We start from the raw sequence: 17,063 nt of genomic DNA, 5'->3' as shown, positions 1-17,063 counted from the left end.
TGTGACCGATGGCTGTTGTCGAGATGGGCGCTGCCCGCATCCGGAAGTTCATCAAGTCCACCTCTGTGGCCACCGGCTGACCTGCTTCCTTTCTTCGCGCCCAGGCGCGTGCAGTTGCGCAGTTGAACGTGCAGTCGGGGCCGCCCTGTGAAGGGTCACCCCTTGTCTTCCTCTTCTTCTTTCCTGGGCTCATCTTCGCCCTCCTCACCCTCCCCATCCCCCTCGGATTCGCTGACTTCGTACGGTTGGGACGCGGACTGGGAGGCCGTGTTCGCGCCGTATGCCGAGCAGGGACTCCTGCCCGGCCGCGTCGTACGCGTCGATCGCGGACAGTGCGACGTCGTCACCCCCGAAGGCACCATCTGTGCCGACACCGAGTTCGTCGTACCGCGAGACCCGATGAAGGTCGTGTGCACGGGGGACTGGGTCGCCGTCGATCCTGAGGGCTGTGACCCTCGGTACGTGCGGACGCTGCTGCCGCGCCGCAACGCCTTCGTGCGGTCGACGTCGTCGAAGCGTTCCGAAGGCCAGGTCCTGGCCACTAACATCGATCACGTCGTCATCTGTGTGCCGCTCGCCGACGATCTGGATCTTGGTCGGATCGAGCGGTTCCTCGCGCTCGCGATGTCGTGTTCGAGTGGTGAGGCACTGCTGCATAAGTCGGCGCTCTCCTGGAGCAGCGGTGCCGAGCCGCTGCTCGTCCTCACCAAGGCGGACCTCGTCCCCGAGGCGGCCACCGTCGCGCACCTGCTCGCCGACGCGGAGACCGTCGCGCCCGGCGTGCAGGTGCTGTCGATCAGCGCCGAGACCGGCGAGGCAGTCGACATCCTCGCCGCCGTCCTCGCGGGCGGTACCACCGCGCTGCTGGGTCCGTCGGGCGCGGGCAAGTCGACGCTCGCCAACGCGCTGCTGGGCCACGAGGCGCAGACCGTGCAGGCCATCCGGGACCGGGACGGCAAGGGCCGCCACACCACGACGACCCGTAACCTGCTGCCGCTGCCCGCCTCGTCGGGCGGCGGCGTCCTCATCGACACCCCCGGGCTGCGCGGCGTGGGCCTGTGGGACGCGGAGGAGGGCCTGGGCCAGGCGTTCTCGGAGATCGAGGAACTGGCCCGGAAGTGCCGGTTCCAGGACTGCGCCCACCAGGCCGAGCCCGGCTGCGCGGTGCTGACCGCCGTCGAGGACGGCATCCTGCCCGAGCGGCGCCTCGACAGCTACCGCAAGCTGCTGCGCGAGAACACCCGGCTGGCCGCCCGCACCGACGCGCGGCTGCGCGCCGAGCAGCGTCAGATGTTCAAGCAGCGGCAGGCACTCGGCCGGCACATGACGGAACGCAAGCGCGGCCCCCGCCGCAAGCCGTAGCGCTCCGCGGGTCTTGGAGGGGACGGTACGTGCCGGGTGGTGCGGCGCCGGGGTGGTACGGCGCCGGTCGGCCCGGCGCCGGGCACTACGTGCCGGTTGGTACCGTCCCCTCCATGCTCCCGTGGTTGCCCCCTTGGCCGAACGCGTCGCCGCTCCGCACCGCGCGGACCTTCTGATGGCCAGGGCCACACCCGCACCCGCCGCGCCGTTCGGGCCGCTGGAGTTCCAGCTCGTCCTGCTGCGCAGAATGGCCGACTTCCAGCGCGACAGGGTCGAGGAGGCTCTGCGCGCGCTCGGCGTCGGCCTCGCCGCGATGCGCGAGGCCAACAAGCGCTGGCAGGCCATGGTCCGGTCCCCGCGTGGCGCCTCGCGCGGGTCCCTCGCCCGCTACCGCTCCGTCCTCGGCCCGCCGGAGGCCACCGAACGCCGCCAGGTCGGCGACCTCACCTGCGAGGCGCTCAGCTGGGCCCTGCCGCTGTGGCCCGACCTGCGCTTCGAGGTGATGAGCGCGCCCGGTGGCGGCGCGGTGTGGAACGAGTGGCTCGTACGGGCACCCGGCGCGCCTCCGCCCCGGCTGCGCACCGTCGAGGACCTGGTGCCCTGGTCCTGCACCGTGGACGAGGTCGCGCAGGCGTTCCCTCCCGCCCGGCCTCGCGAGGGCTCCACGCCCCTCTCCCAGCAGCTGGCCTGCACAGCTCCCGACACCCAGGGTGAACTCCACGATGTGGTCGCGGAGTTCACCTGGGGGCTGCTCCAGCGGCTGCCGGAAGACTCCGTGCGGGGGCCGGACTCCCGTCCCTAGCCTGGGCTCCATGAAGCGACATTGAGCCTCCACAGGCACCGAACGCCACCCGACGCGGGCCCGGCTACGAGGCGGACATCCTGCTGGTCGCCACCGCGTTCGGCACGTTCTTCTGGGCGATCGCGCACGCCGAGGCCGCCTCCAGGACCGTATCGAGGACGGCGCCCGCGCGACCGTCGCGTCGGTGGCGGGCTTCGGTTCGGAGCTCGTGGCGGTCGCCGTCCACGGCGGATACGCGCTGGGCTCGGCACGGGCGGGTCCCGGCGGGCTGCTGGCGTGCGCGGCGCTCCCGTTCTTGCCCGTGGCGCCCGCCCTCAGCTCCCGCGCCGAGCCCGGGGCGCGCAGTGCGCCTGGCGCGCGCGACGCCGCCGGATGGTGATGTCCGATTCCCGCCAGAACTGAGCGGGGCGAGCGCGCACACTGGGAGGCGTGACGACAGAAGACAGCAGGTATGAAGCCGTACGCAGCAGGGACGCGCGCTTCGACGGCGTGTTCTTCCTCGGTGTGACGACCACCGGGATCTACTGCCGCCCCAGCTGCCCGGCGGTCACCCCGAAGCGGGAGAACGTGCGCTTCTATCCGACGGCCGCCGCGGCCCAGGGCGCGGGCTTCCGTGCCTGCCGCAGGTGTCGCCCCGACGCCGTGCCCGGCTCGGCCGAGTGGAACGTCCGGGCCGACCTGGTAGGCCGTGCGATGCGGATGATCTCCGACGGCGTCGTGGACCGCCAGGGCGTCGCCGGGCTGGCCCGCAAGCTCGGCTACAGCGCGCGCCAGGTCCAGCGCCAGCTCACCGCTGAGCTGGGCGCGGGCCCCGTCGCGCTCGCCCGCGCCCAGCGCGCGCACACGGCGCGGGTGCTGCTCCAGACGACGCCGCTGCCGGTCACCGAGGTCGCGTTCGCCTCGGGATTCGCGAGCGTGCGGCAGTTCAACGACACCGTCCGGGACATCTACGCCCGCACCCCGACCGCCCTGCGCGAGGCGTCCGCACGCGGCGGTCACGGCCCGGCGGGGCGCCCCGAGGCGCGGGAGGCGGCGGCGCACGGAGGAGCGGCCGTCAGCGGGGTGCCGCTGCGGCTGGCGTACCGGGGCCCGTACGCCACCGGCCAGGTGTTCGGCTTCCTGGAGCGCCGGGTCGTCCCCGGCGTCGAGGAGATGCGGGGCGAGCCCGGTGCGCGCACCTACCGGCGCACCCTGAACCTGCCCTACGGCACCGGCGTCGCCGAGGTCGACGAGTGCCCGGCCCGCAGCGGCAAGGGCTGGCTGGAGTGCCGGCTGCACCTGGGCGACCTGCGGGATCTGACGACTGCCGTACAGCGCGTGCGGCGGCTGTTCGACCTGGACGCCGACCCGTACGCGGTGGCCGAACGCCTCGACGGTGACAGCGCGCTGGGCCCGCTGCTGGCCCGCACCCCTGGCCTGCGCTCGCCCGGCGCGGCCGACGCGCACGAGCTGGCGGTGCGCGCCGTGCTCGGGCAGCAGATCTCGGTCGGCGCGGCACGCACCCTGGCGGCGAAGCTCGTCGTGGCCTACGGCAAGCCGCTCGCGGCGCCGGACGGCACGCTCACCCACCTCTTCCCCGAGGCCGGGGTGCTGGCCCAGGCCCCGCTGAGCGAGCTGGGCATGCCGGAGACCCGGCGCCGTACGATCCGCGTGGTGGGGGAGGCGCTGGCGGACGGGACGGTCGTCCTCGACCCGGGCGCCGACCGCGAAGAGACCGAGCGCGCGCTGCTGGCCCTGCCGGGCATCGGCCCGTGGACGGCCGGCTACATGCGGATGCGCGCCCTGGGCGACCCCGACGTCTTCCTGCCGGGCGACGTGGGCGTACGTCACGGCCTGGCGCTGGCCGGAGCCGAGGCGGGGCAGGCCGAACTGTGGCGCCCCTGGCGCTCCTACGCCCTGCACCACCTGTGGCACGCGACCACCCTCGCCGAGGAGGAAGCCCGCGCTCCGCGGCCCGCCGCCGCGCAGTCGGGAAGGTGACGACGGGGCCTACGGCCTGTCCGGCGGATCTTTCTGTTGCCCTCTCTCGGGGTGCTGAGCAGGGGCGCCCCTGCCTGTGCTGTGCAGGGTGCGGGTGTGTTGTGGGCTGGTCGCGCATTTCCCCGCGCCCCTTGGGGGCCCGCCCCCGCGCCGGGCACGCATGATCCGCCGGACCTACCCCTGGCCCCGGGGACCCCACAGCACGATGATCACCCAGCCGACGGCCACCAGCAGGGAGGCGGTGAGGTCGGCCAGCGTCCGCCAGCCGCCGCCGCGCATGACGGTGCGGGTCGAGGCGACGGCTGCGCCGTGGCTGCCGAGCCTCATCCGCTCCTTGCCGTAGATCCCGGCGAGGAAGCCCGGGAGGACGCCGAGCACGGGTACGAGCACGAAGCCCACCGTGCCGGACGCCCCCGCCATGAGCAGCAGGCGTCGGCCGGCCTCGGATCTCCGGCGCGGCTGTGCGGGGGCGAACATCCGTACGGCAGCCGTCAGCAGTAGCAGTCCCGTGGCCGCGACGAGCAGCCACCAGGCGGCGCGATTGTGGTCCCACACCGCCCACCAGAACACCGAGGCCCAGACGACGAGCGTCCCCGGCACCCCGGGAAGCACGGACCCGATCAGCCCCAGCAGCAGCACAATGCCCACCAGCAGCGGCTGCGGCACGCTCAGCGTCCCGGAGGTGTCCATGGGGAAAGCCTGCCCGAACCGGAGCCGGACCGCGCGTTCCACGACCCTTCCACGCCGTTCTTCCGTACGGGCTTCCCGCCCGATACGTGCGCGAGACAATGAGCGGATGAGCGAACAGGGGGCACGCGGCGAGGGACGGGACGAGAAACACGGCGAGCGCGGCGGGGAACGGGGCGATTGGTGGGCCCAGTTGTACGACGCCACCGCCTCCGACACCGGCAGAACCCGCGCCCCCGACACCCTGGACGACCGCTTCGCCTCGGTGACCCACACCCTGGCACCACGGGGAGGAAACGGAGACGCCCCGCGGGAAGAGCCCGCCATGGACGGCCCCGCACCCGTGGAACCCGCTCGGGGGGAGCCCGCTGAGGGGAAGCCCGCCCGGGGGGAGCCCGTCCCGGAGTGTCCCGATCCTGCCCTCCCGGAGCCCCCGCAGGCTCCGCAGGATCTGGAGGACCCGGAGGAGGACGGGGTGATTCCCCTGGCCGATCCTGCCGGGCTTTCGGAGTTGGTGGCGGAGGTCGCGCTGGACGGGGGGCGGCACGGCGGGCTGACGTTGCGGGCCGCTTCGCTGCGGGGGGCCGGGGCGAAGCGCGCGGGGACGTTGCGGGGGGACGCGCTGTTGACGGCGCGGTTCGGGACGGGGGAGGGGGCGCTGTTGCTCGTCGCCGTCGCCGTCGGGGCCCACGGTGGGCCGGGGGCGCACCGCGCGGCGCGGGAGGCGTGTCACTCGATCGGGTCCGCCGTGGGCCGCAGCCACGCCCGGCTCGCCGAGGACATCCGCGCGGGGCGCAGGGGCGCGCTCAAGTCCGGGCTGCACCGTCTCACCGACCGCACGTTCGGAAAGCTGCGCGCCCAGGCGGCGGCGCTGGGCCTCGAACCGGAGCAGTACACCGCCGACCTGTGCTGCCTGCTCCTGCCCGCCGACCCCCGGTGCCAGACGCGGATCTTCTTCGGGATCGGGGCCGGCGGCCTGTTCCGGCTGCGGGACGGCCGCTGGCACGACATCGAGCCGCAGGCCAGCCAGGGGGAGTCAGGCGGCCCTGTGGTGGGGTTCGGTGCCGGGCCCGCACCGGTTGCGGGGCCCGGCCCCGAACCGGCGACGAACCTCGCACCCACCCCGCCCGAGGACCCGAGAGCGCAGGCAGCGGCGGCACGTGACGGCTTCACGGCGGAGCCGCCGGCCCCCGCCCGCGCCGAGCCGTTCCGCTTCCGGGCCTCCGTGGCGCGGCCCGGCGACGCGCTGATGGTGTGCAGTCCGGGGTTCGCCGTACCGCTGCGCGAGGAGCGCTCCTTCGCCGGGAGCCTGGCCGCGCGCTGGATGGCCCGCTCCCACCCGCCCGGTCTCGCGGCCTATCTCGCCGACATCCGGACGCCGCTCAAGGGCCACGACCTCGACCGCACGGCGGTCACCGTCTGGGAGGCGGCCGGACACGGCAACGCCGGTGCGGAACGGAGCGCTCCGGACCGGAGTGCTCTGCTACCGCACCGGCGCACGGAGAAAGCGGGCGACGCCTAGGTCGTGTCGTCGAAGTCCCGTCTGCCCGGCGGGCGGACGACGCTACTTTGAAGACACTCCCCAGGCCGGCCCCAAAGGGGCGCGGGGAACTGCGCGCTTGGCCCCAACACACCCGCACCCTGCAAAGCACAGCTGGGGGCACCCCCTGCTCAGCCCCAGGAAAGAGGGCAACAGAAAGATCCCCGGACAGGCCACAAGCGGGGCTCGGCACCATCGCGAAGCGAAAACGCTCAGCCGAACTGCCGCTCGATCTCGGCCAGTTTCTCCTCCAGGGAGTCCAGCCGAGGGCTGGCCGCACCCCTCTCGTCACGGCTCCTGTCGTCCCGGCCCTTCTCCTCCGCCTCGTCGGAGACAGCCTGGAGCGCGGGCCTGCCGCGCACGGCCGGGGTGCCGACGACCTCGGTGACCGGAGGCCGGCTCGCCGTGGATATGTCCGCCGGTTCGGACGCGACAGCGGGCTGCGCGGCGGCAGAGCCCGCAGATACGGCAGGGGCAGCGGAGACGGCGGCGGGCCCCGCCGAAATCTCCCTCTCCACGTGGTGCCCCGGCTCGCCGCGCCCCCGGTTCCACAGCCTGTGCTGCCTGTTGAGCGCCTTGACCCGGGCCCGGTCCAGCCGCTCCTGCTCCCTCCTGCGCAGACGTTCCTGCTCGCTGCGGCGCCGGTCGTCGCGTACCTCGTCGACGGCCTCGTCCAGCGTGCGCACGCCCTCCAGCAGCATCAGCGACCAGGCGCCGAACGTCTCCCGCGGTGCCCGCAGCCACCTGACGACGCGGATCTGCGGCAGCGGCCGGGGCACCAGCCCCTGCTCGCGCAGTGCCGCGCGGCGCGTCTGCTTGAGCGCGCGGTCGAAGAGGATCGCCGCCGAGAGCGACATCCCGGCGAAGAACTGCGGTGCGCCGTCGTGGCCCATGCCGCGCGGCGCGTGCACCCAGTTGAACCACGCGGCGGCCCCCGCGAAGATCCACACCAGCAGCCGGGACCCGAGGGAGGCGTCTCCGTGGCTGGCCTCGCGTACGGCGATCACGGCGGAGAACATCGCGGCGCCGTCCAGCCCGAAGGGGACGAGGTACTCCCAGCCGCCGCCCAGGCCGAGGTTCTGCCGGCCGAAGCCGACGAGGCCGTGGAAGGAGAGCGCCGCGGCGACGGCCGCGCAGCAGAAGAGGAGCAGGTAGGCGGCCGTCGCGTAGAGGGTCTCCTTGCGGCGGCGCCGCTCCTCCATGCGCTCCCAGGAGTCGGCCTGTCCTGCCCCGTGCTGTCCGTGCGAGCCGGTGGCGGCGCCGTCGTCGGCCTTGCCGTGGCGGCGGGAGCGCGCCATCACCAGCACCGCGGTCAGGGCGCCGACGAGCAGCACGGCGCCCGGCAGCACCCAGTTCAGCGATATGTCGGTCAGTCTCATGCGGGGTGCCCCTTGCCGCACGGCGCCTGGGCGCGCGCGGCGCGGACACCGCGTACGCACGCACAGCGCCGCGCTCGCGCTCTGGCTTGCTTCGCTGTCGCCGAGCATCTTTACGGAGTCGCGGCCCCCCGCTGCGGGGTTTCGGCGCAAGAGACCGCTAATAGGGGGCGATGACCATGGATCAGGGCGTTCTCGGTCGAACTCCCTTACGGGTGAGGGGCGTTCGCTCGAACGGGCGTCAGCCGCGGGTGGCCGCCGTCATCCGCTCGACGCGCTCCGAGTCGCACGTACGGGGACAGGTCACACAGGTGTCGGCAGGGCGGAGGGTGTAGAAGAGGCAGCAGCTCGCGCGGTCGCGCGTGGTGAGCCGCTCACCGTCCGGGCCACTCAGCTCGCGGAAGGAGGCACCCCGTGCGAACGGCGCCAGCGCGCCGGGAAGCAGCCGTTGCGCCTCCGCCATCGCGCGCGGCTCCTCGCCCAGCAGATGACCCAGGTACCACAGGCCCTCGGTGATCTCGTCCGTCGCCATGCCCCACAGCGCGCGGGACCCGCGCCGCATCCGGGGCCTGAACCCTTCCAGCACGGGCGTCAGATGCTCGGCGACGGCCGCCCGGACCTCGGTGCGCAGGGCCTCCTCGTCCGGTACGACGCGGGCTCCGGGTGCCGCCGAGGCGGGGTCGTCCGGCAGGCAGGCGAACTCCTCGATGTGCACGGCGAGCCGTCCCAGTGAGCGCTGGTAGGAGACGGCCTCCACGGGCACCCTCGGCACCCGACGCTGGAGGAACCAGGGGATGGTGACGAGCAGGCAGGCGGGCCAGGCGTAGCGGTGCAGCCCGAAGCTGGCGATGACGTCGGGCCGCCCGGGCTGTCCGTAGTCCCGCAGGATCTGCTCCTCGTCCCGGGCGAGGAACGCGTCCAGCGCCGGGCCGCCGTCCGCCAGTTCGGTCGCCCGTACCCAGCCGTCGCCCTCGGGAAGGGATTCACGAGCCGTGGTCTCGGTCACATCGAGCGAGGGGAGGACCTCGGTCAGCCGCGCGTAGGCCGCGCGGAAAGGGGAGACGTCAGGGGCCACGGAGGCGAGGGTGGGCACGGCCATGGGAACCCCCGGATCGGCGATCGTTAGCAGGTAAGCCTTACCTTACCCGACTGTCGCCGAGGTTTGATCTCGCGTCTCGTCCGCCTATGGTGCTCCACAACACCCTGGAGGGGGGCAGATGGAGCAGACCCGAGCGGAGCCACTCATACAGCCCACGGCGGACGCCCCGCCGGTGGCCGCCGTGGCGGTGCCGCCGTCCGCGTCAGTGCCCGCGCTCCCCGTCCAGGTGCCCGCCCACCAGGCACGGGCCGGGCGCGGCGAACGCCCCCCGACGCAGGCCCGGACGGCGAGCCGGGTGGCGGGCCGGGTCGGCCCGCAGAGCGGGGCGGTACGTCGGGAGCCCGTGGCGGAGCCTGTCGCGCGGGGCGAACATGTGCACAGCGAGCCCCCGCCGCCCAAGGTCGTCCCCCAGCGGCACTCGGTGCGCGCCCAGATCCTCGAAGCCCTCCGCGACGCACTGCTGTGCGGTGAACTCGCCCCGGGTGAGGTCTACTCCGCGCCCGCGCTCGCCGAGCGCTTCGGCGTGTCGCCCACCCCTGTACGCGAGGCCATGCAGCGCCTGGCCGTCGAGGGCGCCGTGGAGACCGTGCCCAACCGGGGCTTCCGCGTCGCCGAGCACAGCCCCCGCGACCTGGCCGAACTCGCCGAGATCCGGGCCCTGTTGGAGGTCCCGGCCGTGCTGACGCTCGCCACGACCGTCGCTCCCGAGCAGTGGGACGGGCTGCGTCCCCTGGCCGAGGACACCCTGGAGGCGGCGACGCGCGGCGACCGCACCGCCTACGCCGAGAGCGACCGCGTCTTCCACCGCTCCCTGCTGGAGCTGACCGGCAACCGGCAGCTCGTCGCCGTCGCGGAGGACGTGCAGCGCCGCGCGCACCTGTCGTTCGTACGGGCCGCGCCCGCGCCGCGCGCCACCGACCTGCTCGCCGACGCCGCCGACCACCTGGCGCTGCTGGACGCGCTGGCCGAGCAGGATCTGCCCGCCGTAGAACGCCTGGTACGCGGCCACTTCTGAGTCGCGGCCACTGCTGAGCGCGGTCGCGTCCCGGCGCAGGCCGTCGCGTACCGATGCGGGGCCGTTGCGTCCCGTGGCAGGACCGCCCCGGTCAGCTGCCCCCGCCGCCCGGCAGCCGGGCCGCGAGCCAGGTGGGTACCCCGCCCAGCAGGCGGAAGAGGCGGCCGGCCTCCTCGCGCAGCCTGGTCGCCTCCGGCTCGGGCTCCACGTCGGCGAGCGAGGCCAGCGCGGGCGCCATCCCCACCAGGAAGCCCAGCTCCTCGCGCAGCCGCAGCGACTCGGTGAACCCGTGCCGCGCTTCGGCCAGTTCGCCCTCGCGGGCCGCGAGGCCCGCCAGATGGCGCCAGGTGAACGAGCACAGCAGCAGGTCGCCGCGCGAGGTGGCCCCCGCGTGCGCCCTGCGGTACGCGGCGCGGGCCGACTCGGGAGTGTCGCTCAGGTTCTCCGCGAGCAGGCCGCGGCGGAAGTCCAGCAGCGCGCGGCCGGGCGCGCTCGGCGCCAGCAGCGCGGCGGCGCGGCCGAGTGCGGCGCGTGCCTCGTCGGTCCTGTCGCGGACGCCCAGCACCGTTGCCGCGTAGGCGAGTTGGCCGCGCTCGCAGGCGGCGGCGCCCCGGTCGTCGTCCACCTGGGCCACCGCCTCGGCGACGCGCAGCGCGTCCTCGGCCTCCGGCCAGCCGTCGGCCGTGAACATGCAGCGCTCCACGAGCAGCGCGGCGCGGCCCACCGCCGCCTGCGGGTGGCTGGGCGCGTAGGGGGTCAGGAGCGCCGCCGCGTCGTCCCAGCAGGCGCGCGAGCGCAGCCGCCACACCGCCCGGCCCAGCGGGCTGTCGGGGCCCATGGCAGGTGGCCGGCCGTCTCCCTCGCCCACTCCTCCGGCCCCCGCTCCTCCACCGCCCGGACCGGTGTCCCGCTCCCTGGCTGCGGAATGCAGCCCTCCTGAACGTGACATGGCGGTGTCCGCCACAGTGCCCTCCCCAAGCGCGCCATTGAGCCGGATGTGACCGCATCTCAGCACGGCGGGGCCCGCCCGGCCAAGGGGGTGGTGTGAATCAGTTCACAAAGTTTTACCTACGGGGTGTTTCTGCCAACCGGGGCCCGGTGCCCAACTGTTGGCGCACGGCGCCCCGTCGGTGGGCCTCGGCCCCGTCAGAGCCCGCCTCAGCTCATCCGCAGGGCGAGGAAGAAGTCCAGCTTGTCCTCCAGCCGGGACAGGTCGCGGCCCGTCAGCTGTTCGATGCGGCTCACGCGGTAGCGCAGGGTGTTGACGTGGAGGTGGAGGCGGGCCGCGCAGCGCGTCCAGGAGCCGTCCGAGGAGAGGAAGGCGTCCAGCGTGGGCACCAGTTCGGCACGGTGCTTGCGGTCGTACTCGCGCAGCGGGTCCAGCAGCCGCGCGGTGAAGGCGCGGCGCACATCGTCCGGTACGAACGGCAGCAGCAGGACGTGCGAGGCCAGCTCCTCGTGGCCGGCGGCGCGTACGGCGCCGGGGCGCGCCGCGGCGACGCGGCGGGCGTGCCGGGCCTCCTCCAGCGCGCCGCGCAGCCCCTCGGGCGAGTGCACGGCGGCGCTCACCCCGAGCGTCAGCCGCCCGTCGTCCGCCAGGCCCCGGGCCAGCGGCTCCGTGACGGCGGCGAGCAGCGCGTCGGCGTGCATGCCCTCGCCCCGGCCGAGTCCGGCCGGCCCGGCGGCACCGTACGCGCTCCGCGGGCTGTCCGGCTGGGAGCTGTCAGGCCGCAAGCTGTCCGGCCTGTTCCGTGCGCTCGCCCCGCTCGCCGCGCTCCCGTCGACGGGGCCGGGACCGGTGACAGCGTCCGGGGCCGCGTCCGATTGTCCGGCGATACCTGCCTCGTCGCTCTCGCGCTCGCCGCCCGCCGGGAGCGGCACCAGTGCGATGGCCTCCCCGTCCGCCTTGGCGACGGCGACGCGGTCCGAGCCGTCGGGGCCCGTCGTCCTCGGGTCCACGAGCAGCTCTTCGAGGAGCGACTGTGCGATGGCCCCGCCGTCCAGGCCGGCCGCCGGGTCCGACGTCTCCCACTCGACGCGGGCCACGACCACCTGCCAGTGCGGCGCGGCCCCCAGCCCCGGCAGCAGCACCGGCGCGGCGACCCGCAGCCTGGCGGCGATCTCTCCGGGGGGAGCGCCGGTCTGCACCAGCTCCAGCACTTCCTGGGCCAGCCGGCGGCGCACGGTGCGGGACGCGTCGCGCCGGTCGCGTTCGACGGCGATGAGCTGGGTGACGCCGTTCAGCAGGTCGAGGCGCTCGGCGGGCCAGTCGCCGGTGTCGGCGGCGACGGCGAGCAGCCAGTCGGACAGCACCGTCTCGCGCGCGTCCCGCACCCCCTCGCGCACGGGGAAGAGGGAGTAGGCGACCTTGTCCGCCACCGTCCGGTGCGGGCCGCGCCGTCCGCTGCGTACGGCCGCCATATGGGCGCCCGCCAGCCGGGCCGCTGTGCCGTGCGGCAGCGTGGGGCCCTCGCTGGGCCCGGCGATCTGCCGGCCGGTGGGGGAGAGCACCCAGGCGGGCAGGTCCAGGTCGGAGCCGAGCAGGTCGAGCACCGCGTCGGGCCCGCCGCCTGCCGGGCCCGAGGACATCAGCCGCCGGTGCCGTTCCACCACGGCGGCCAGGTCACCGGCCCGCTCGGTGGAGACCTGGCGGACCACGTGTTCGGTGATCGTGGCGAACGCGACGTCCTCGGTGACCGAGAACAGCGGCAGCCGGTGCCGGGCGCAGGCGATCACCAGGTCCTCGGGCACCATCCCCAGCTCCGCCTCGCCCGCGGCCAGGCCCGCGACTCCGGCCGTGGCGAGGATCTGCACGAAGGGTTCCGAGTCCTCGGGGGCGTGATGCCAGGCCAGGCCCGTCAGCACCAGCTCGCCGCCGGCCAGATAGCGGCTGGGGTCGCGCAGGTCGGTGGTCATGACCCCGCGCACCGTCCGGTCCAGCTCGTCCTCGCCGCCGAGGAGCCTGAGGCCCAGAGAGTCGTTCTCCAGGAGTGCGCGCAGCCGCATCGTGTCCTCGCCTGCCGTTCTGTCTGTCGCCGGGTCTGTCTGTCGCGGAGGTCTGCTGCCGTGGGTCTGTCTGTCGTGGGGGCTGTCTGTCGTGAGGGAGGGGACGGGGAGCCGGGCCCGGTCGATGTGAGGCACGGCCTTTCGAGTTGCCGGGAGGAAGCCGTGAGGTTGCTGGTTTCCGGCTTTCGTCTGAATCTACAAGACCCGAACGCCGACCAGCCAAACGCTTCATGTTTTCAGTGACTGCACCGGGGCGGGTACGTGTCTGTGTACTGACCACACCTCCCGCCAGCACCTCCGAAGACCGCTACCCCTGAAGACCGGCACCCCCGAAGACCGGCACACCGAGAAGAGACACCATGGAGTTCCTGCGCCCGGCCAGTTGGGAGGAGGCACTCGCCGCCAAGGCCGAGTTCCCCTCCGCCGTGCCCATCGCGGGTGGCACCGACGTCATGGTCGAGATCAACTTCGACCACCGCCGCCCCGGCCACCTCATGGACCTGAACCGGATCCGCGAGCTGCACGAGTGGGAGGTCGGCGAGGAGAGCGTTCGGCTCGGTGCCTCCGTGCCCTACGCGAAGATCATCGACCGGCTCGCCCAAGAGCTGCCCGGCCTCGCGCTGGCCTCGCACACCGTCGGCTCCCCGCAGATCCGCAACCGGGGCAGCGTCGGCGGCAACCTGGGCGCCGCCTCCCCGGCGGGGGACTCGCACCCCGCGCTGCTCGCGGCGGGCGCCGAGGTCGAGGCGGAGTCGGTGCGCGGTACCCGGCTCATTCCCGTGGAGGACTTCTACACGGGCGTGAAGCGCAACGCGCTCGCCGAGGACGAGCTGATCAAACGCGTCCACATCAAGAAGGCCGACGGGCCCCAGCAGTTCTCGAAGGTCGGCACCCGCAACGCGATGGTCATCGCCGTGTGCGCCTTCGGCATCGCGCTGCACCCCGCGACCCGCACCGTCCGGGCCGCCATCGGCTCGGCGGCCCCGACCCCGCTGCGCGCCCGCATCGCCGAGGACTTCCTCACGGCGGCGCTGGCGGACGGCGGGTTCTGGGACAGCGGCAAGACGCTGACCCCCTCCCTGGCCCGCGAGTTCGCCGAGCTGTGCGCCGGCGCCTGCAACCCGATCGACGACGTGCGCGGCAGCGCCGCGTACCGCCGCCGCGCCGTGGGCGTCATGGCCCGCCGCACCCTGGGCTGGATCTGGGAGAGCTACCGCGCCACCGGAATCGGCCGTACCACCGAAGGAGGCGCACAGTGCGCGTGACATTCACCGTCAACGGACGGCGGCATGAGGCGGACGACGTGTGGGAGGGCGAGTCCCTGCTGTACGTGCTGCGCGAGCGCATGGGGCTGCCGGGCTCCAAGAACGCCTGTGAACAGGGCGAGTGCGGCTCCTGTACGGTCCGCCTCGACGGCGACCCGGTCTGTGCCTGTCTCGTCGCGGCGGGGCAGGTGGAGGGCCGCGAGGTCGTCACCGTCGAAGGGCTGCCCGAGTACGTACGGGAGCGGGACGGCGGCAAGGAGAGCGGCTCGTCCGAGGGCGATCCGCGGCTCGCGCCCGTGCAGCAGGCGTTCATCGACGCCGGCGCCGTGCAGTGCGGCTTTTGCACCCCGGGCCTGCTGGTGGCCGCCGACGAGCTGATCGAGCGCAACCCGCAGCCCTCGGACGCCGACATCCGCGAGGCGCTCTCCGGCAACCTGTGCCGCTGCACCGGCTACGAGAAGATCCTCGACGCCGTACGACTGGCAGCCGCCCGCACCGACAGCGCGCCGGAGGTGGTCTGAGATGGCCTCCGCCACGGGACCCACCCGCACCCCCACCCAGCTCGCGCAGGGCGCCGAGACCCAGGGCGGCGTCGGGGACTCCCCGCTGCGCCCCGACGGCACCCTCAAGGTGACCGGGGACTTCGCCTACTCCTCGGACATGTGGCACGAGGACATGCTGTGGGGCTGCACCCTGCGCAGCCCCCACGCGCACGCCGAGATCGTCTCCATCGACATCGGCGAGGCCCTCAAGCAGGCCGGCGTGCACACCGTGCTGACCTACGACGACCTCCCGACCGGGGTGAAGAACTACGGACTGGAGATCCAGGACACGCCCGTACTCGCCCACGGCCGGGTCCGCCACCACGGCGAGCCCGTCGCGCTGGTGGCCGCCGACCATCCGGAGACCGCGCGCCGCGCCGCGGCCAAGATCCGCGTCGAGTACCGCGAACTGCCCGTCGTGCACGACGAGGAGAGCGCGCTCGCCGAGGACGCGCCGCTGCTGCACCCCGGGCGCGACGATCACCACTCCGGACACGTCCCGCACCCCAACATCGTGCACCGCCAGCCGATCGTGCGCGGCGACGCGGACGCGGCGGCGGCCCGCGCCGATGTGATCGTCAGCGGCGAGTACGAGGTCGGCATGCAGGACCAGGCGTTCCTCGGCCCCGAGTCGGGCATGGCCGTGCCCGCCGAGGACGGCGGCGTGGACCTCTACATCGCCACCCAGTGGCTCCACTCGGACCTGCGGCAGATCGCCCCCGTCCTCGGTCTGCCCGAGGACAAGATCCGGATGACCCTGGCCGGGGTCGGCGGCGCCTTCGGCGGGCGCGAGGACCTGTCGATGCAGATCCACGCCTGCTTGCTGGCCCTGCGGACCGGCAAGCCGGTGAAGATCGTCTACAACCGCTTCGAGTCGTTCTTCGGCCATGTGCACCGTCACCCGGCCAAGCTCTGGTACGAGCACGGGGCGACCCGCGACGGCAAGCTGACCCACATGCGCTGCCGCATCGTCCTGGACGGCGGCGCCTACGCCTCCGCCTCGCCGGCCGTCGTCGGCAACGCCGCCTCGCTCAGCGCGGGCCCCTACGTCATCGACGACGTCGACATCGAGGCCGTCGCGCTCTACACCAACAACCCGCCCTGCGGCGCCATGCGCGGCTTCGGCGCGGTCCAGGCGTGCTTCGCCTACGAGGCGCAGATGGACAAACTCGCCGCCGAACTGGGCCTGGATCCGGTCGAGTTCCGGCAGCGCAACGCCATGTCCCAGGGCACGGTGCTGCCCACAGGACAGGCCGTGGACTCCCCGGCGCCGGTCGCGGAGATCCTGCGCAGGGTCAAGGCGATGCCGCTGCCGATGGACCGGCAGTGGGAGACGGTCGGCGAGGGCGGCGGTAACCAGACGGACCTACGCGCGCTGCCCGGCGGACTGTCCAACACCACGCACGGTGAAGGCGTGGTGCGGGGCGTCGGTTACGCCGTCGGCATCAAGAACGTCGGCTTCTCCGAGGGCTTCGACGACTACTCCACCGCGCGGGTGCGGCTGGAGGTAGTCGGCGGCGAGCCGGTCGCCATGGTGCACACGGCCGCCGCCGAGGTCGGACAGGGCGGCATCACCGTCCACGCGCAGATCGCCCGCACGGAGCTGGGCGTCACCCAGGTCGCCATCCATCCCGCCGACACCCGGGTCGGCTCGGCGGGCTCGACCTCCGCCTCCCGGCAGACCTACGTCACCGGCGGCGCGGTCAAGCACGTGTGCGAGCTGGTGCGCGAGCGGGTGCTGGAGCGCGGGCGCGCCCGGCTGGGCACCTACCATCCGGCGTGGGCGACCGCCGAACTCCTGCTGGAGGGCGGCAAGGTCGTCACCGACGGCGGCGAGGTGCTCGCCTCCTTGGCCGACGTGCTCGGTGACGAGCCCGTCGAGGTGGAGGACGAGTGGCGGCACCGGCCGACCGAGGCCTTCGACCTGACGACAGGTCAGGGCTTCGGCCACGTCCAGTACTCCTTCGCGGCACACCGCGCCGTGGTCGAGGTCGACACCGAACTGGGGCTGGTCAAGGTCGTCGAACTGGCCTGCGCCCAGGACGTCGGCAAGGCGATGAACCCGCAGGCCGTGGTGGGCCAGATCCAGGGCGGTACCGCGCAGGGGCTCGGGCTCGCCGTGATGGAGGAGATCGTGGTCGACGCCCAGGCGAAGGTCCGTAACCCGTCCTTCACGGACTATCTGATCCCGACCATTCTCGATACCCCGACCATTCCGGTCGATGTGCTGGAGCTCGCGGATGAGCATGCGCCTTATGGGCTGCGGGGGGCGGGGGAGGCGCCGACGCTTTCGTCGACTCCCGCTGTACTGGCGGCGATCCGGGCCGCGACGGGGCGCGCGTTGCCGCGGGTGCCTGTCCGGCCGGAGCACATCGTCGAGGTGTGACGC

The 17,063-nt window shown here is 73.8% G+C and carries 14 protein-coding genes; 9 read left to right on the top strand and 5 right to left on the bottom strand.

The features are described 5' to 3' along the window. Positions 1–183 precede the first annotated feature (183 nt). From rsgA to OHB04_RS09460, 4 genes are all read left to right on the top strand, one after another. Positions 184–1,362, top strand: a complete 1,179-nt coding sequence (rsgA, locus tag OHB04_RS09475) for a ribosome small subunit-dependent GTPase A (protein WP_326809424.1) — start codon at positions 184–186, stop codon at positions 1,360–1,362. Between the two features lie 175 nt (positions 1,363–1,537). Next, a complete protein-coding gene (locus OHB04_RS09470) occupies positions 1,538–2,164 on the top strand; it encodes a hypothetical protein (protein WP_326809423.1) in 627 nt (208 codons plus the stop codon). Positions 2,165–2,348: 184 nt separating this feature from the next. After that, complete coding sequence (locus tag OHB04_RS09465) at positions 2,349–2,543, top strand: hypothetical protein (RefSeq protein ID WP_326807283.1); 195 nt, start codon at positions 2,349–2,351, stop codon at positions 2,541–2,543. Positions 2,544–2,593: 50 nt separating this feature from the next. Next, positions 2,594–4,144: an AlkA N-terminal domain-containing protein gene (locus OHB04_RS09460; protein WP_326687222.1), complete on the top strand. Its 1,551-nt coding sequence runs from the start codon at positions 2,594–2,596 to the stop codon at positions 4,142–4,144. A 174-nt stretch (positions 4,145–4,318) separates the two neighbouring features. On the opposite strand, the gene OHB04_RS09455 is transcribed toward OHB04_RS09460, so the two are convergent. Next, positions 4,319–4,834: a DUF456 domain-containing protein gene (locus OHB04_RS09455; protein ID WP_326687221.1), complete on the bottom strand. Its 516-nt coding sequence runs from the start codon at positions 4,832–4,834 to the stop codon at positions 4,319–4,321. Between the two features lie 106 nt (positions 4,835–4,940). Here OHB04_RS09455 and OHB04_RS09450 point away from each other — a divergent pair, with 106 nt between their 5' ends. Continuing rightward, entirely contained in the window at positions 4,941–6,353 is a 1,413-nt protein-coding gene (locus OHB04_RS09450; RefSeq protein ID WP_326807282.1) for a protein phosphatase 2C domain-containing protein, read from the top strand. 230 nt (positions 6,354–6,583) lie between these two features. Here OHB04_RS09450 and OHB04_RS09445 read toward each other — a convergent pair whose 3' ends face one another. Together OHB04_RS09445 and OHB04_RS09440 are read right to left on the bottom strand one after the other, a co-directional pair. Then, the gene (locus OHB04_RS09445) at positions 6,584–7,750 is read right to left on the bottom strand and encodes a DUF2637 domain-containing protein (RefSeq protein WP_326807281.1); all 1,167 of its coding nucleotides are present in this window, start codon (positions 7,748–7,750) and stop codon (positions 6,584–6,586) included. A gap of 238 nt (positions 7,751–7,988) precedes the next feature. Beyond that, positions 7,989–8,846, bottom strand: coding sequence for a (2Fe-2S)-binding protein (locus OHB04_RS09440; RefSeq protein ID WP_326687218.1), 858 nt, complete (start codon positions 8,844–8,846; stop codon positions 7,989–7,991). 118 nt (positions 8,847–8,964) lie between these two features. Here OHB04_RS09440 and OHB04_RS09435 point away from each other — a divergent pair, with 118 nt between their 5' ends. Then, positions 8,965–9,861 (top strand): GntR family transcriptional regulator, encoded by an 897-nt coding sequence (locus OHB04_RS09435; protein ID WP_326807280.1) that lies wholly within the window; start codon positions 8,965–8,967, stop codon positions 9,859–9,861. A 91-nt stretch (positions 9,862–9,952) separates the two neighbouring features. On the opposite strand, the gene OHB04_RS09430 is transcribed toward OHB04_RS09435, so the two are convergent. After that, positions 9,953–10,699, bottom strand: a complete 747-nt coding sequence (locus tag OHB04_RS09430) for a hypothetical protein (protein WP_326809422.1) — start codon at positions 10,697–10,699, stop codon at positions 9,953–9,955. Between the two features lie 320 nt (positions 10,700–11,019). Next, the gene (locus OHB04_RS09425; RefSeq protein WP_326807279.1) at positions 11,020–12,867 is read right to left on the bottom strand and encodes a PucR family transcriptional regulator; all 1,848 of its coding nucleotides are present in this window, start codon (positions 12,865–12,867) and stop codon (positions 11,020–11,022) included. 359 nt (positions 12,868–13,226) lie between these two features. On the opposite strand from OHB04_RS09425, the gene OHB04_RS09420 reads away from it, so the two are divergent. Genes OHB04_RS09420 through pucD form a run of 3 tightly spaced genes read left to right on the top strand, consistent with a single transcriptional unit; the run spans position 13,227 to position 17,060 of the window. Then, a complete protein-coding gene (locus tag OHB04_RS09420; protein ID WP_326687215.1) occupies positions 13,227–14,132 on the top strand; it encodes an FAD binding domain-containing protein in 906 nt (301 codons plus the stop codon). Next, positions 14,123–14,653, top strand: a complete 531-nt coding sequence (locus OHB04_RS09415; protein ID WP_326687214.1) for a (2Fe-2S)-binding protein — start codon at positions 14,123–14,125, stop codon at positions 14,651–14,653. Before OHB04_RS09420 ends, OHB04_RS09415 begins: the two co-directional genes overlap by 10 nt. 1 nt (position 14,654) lies before the next feature. After that, positions 14,655–17,060, top strand: a complete 2,406-nt coding sequence (gene pucD / locus OHB04_RS09410) for a xanthine dehydrogenase subunit D (protein ID WP_326687213.1) — start codon at positions 14,655–14,657, stop codon at positions 17,058–17,060. The last annotated feature ends 3 nt before the right edge of the window (positions 17,061–17,063 follow it).

Origin of the sequence: Streptomyces sp. NBC_01775 (assembly GCF_035917675.1) — a bacterium.
In the GTDB taxonomy this organism is placed as follows: Bacteria; Actinomycetota; Actinomycetes; order Streptomycetales; family Streptomycetaceae; genus Streptomyces.
The sequence above is the reverse complement of the archived record's forward strand: the minus strand, read 5'-3'. Positions and strand labels throughout refer to the sequence as shown.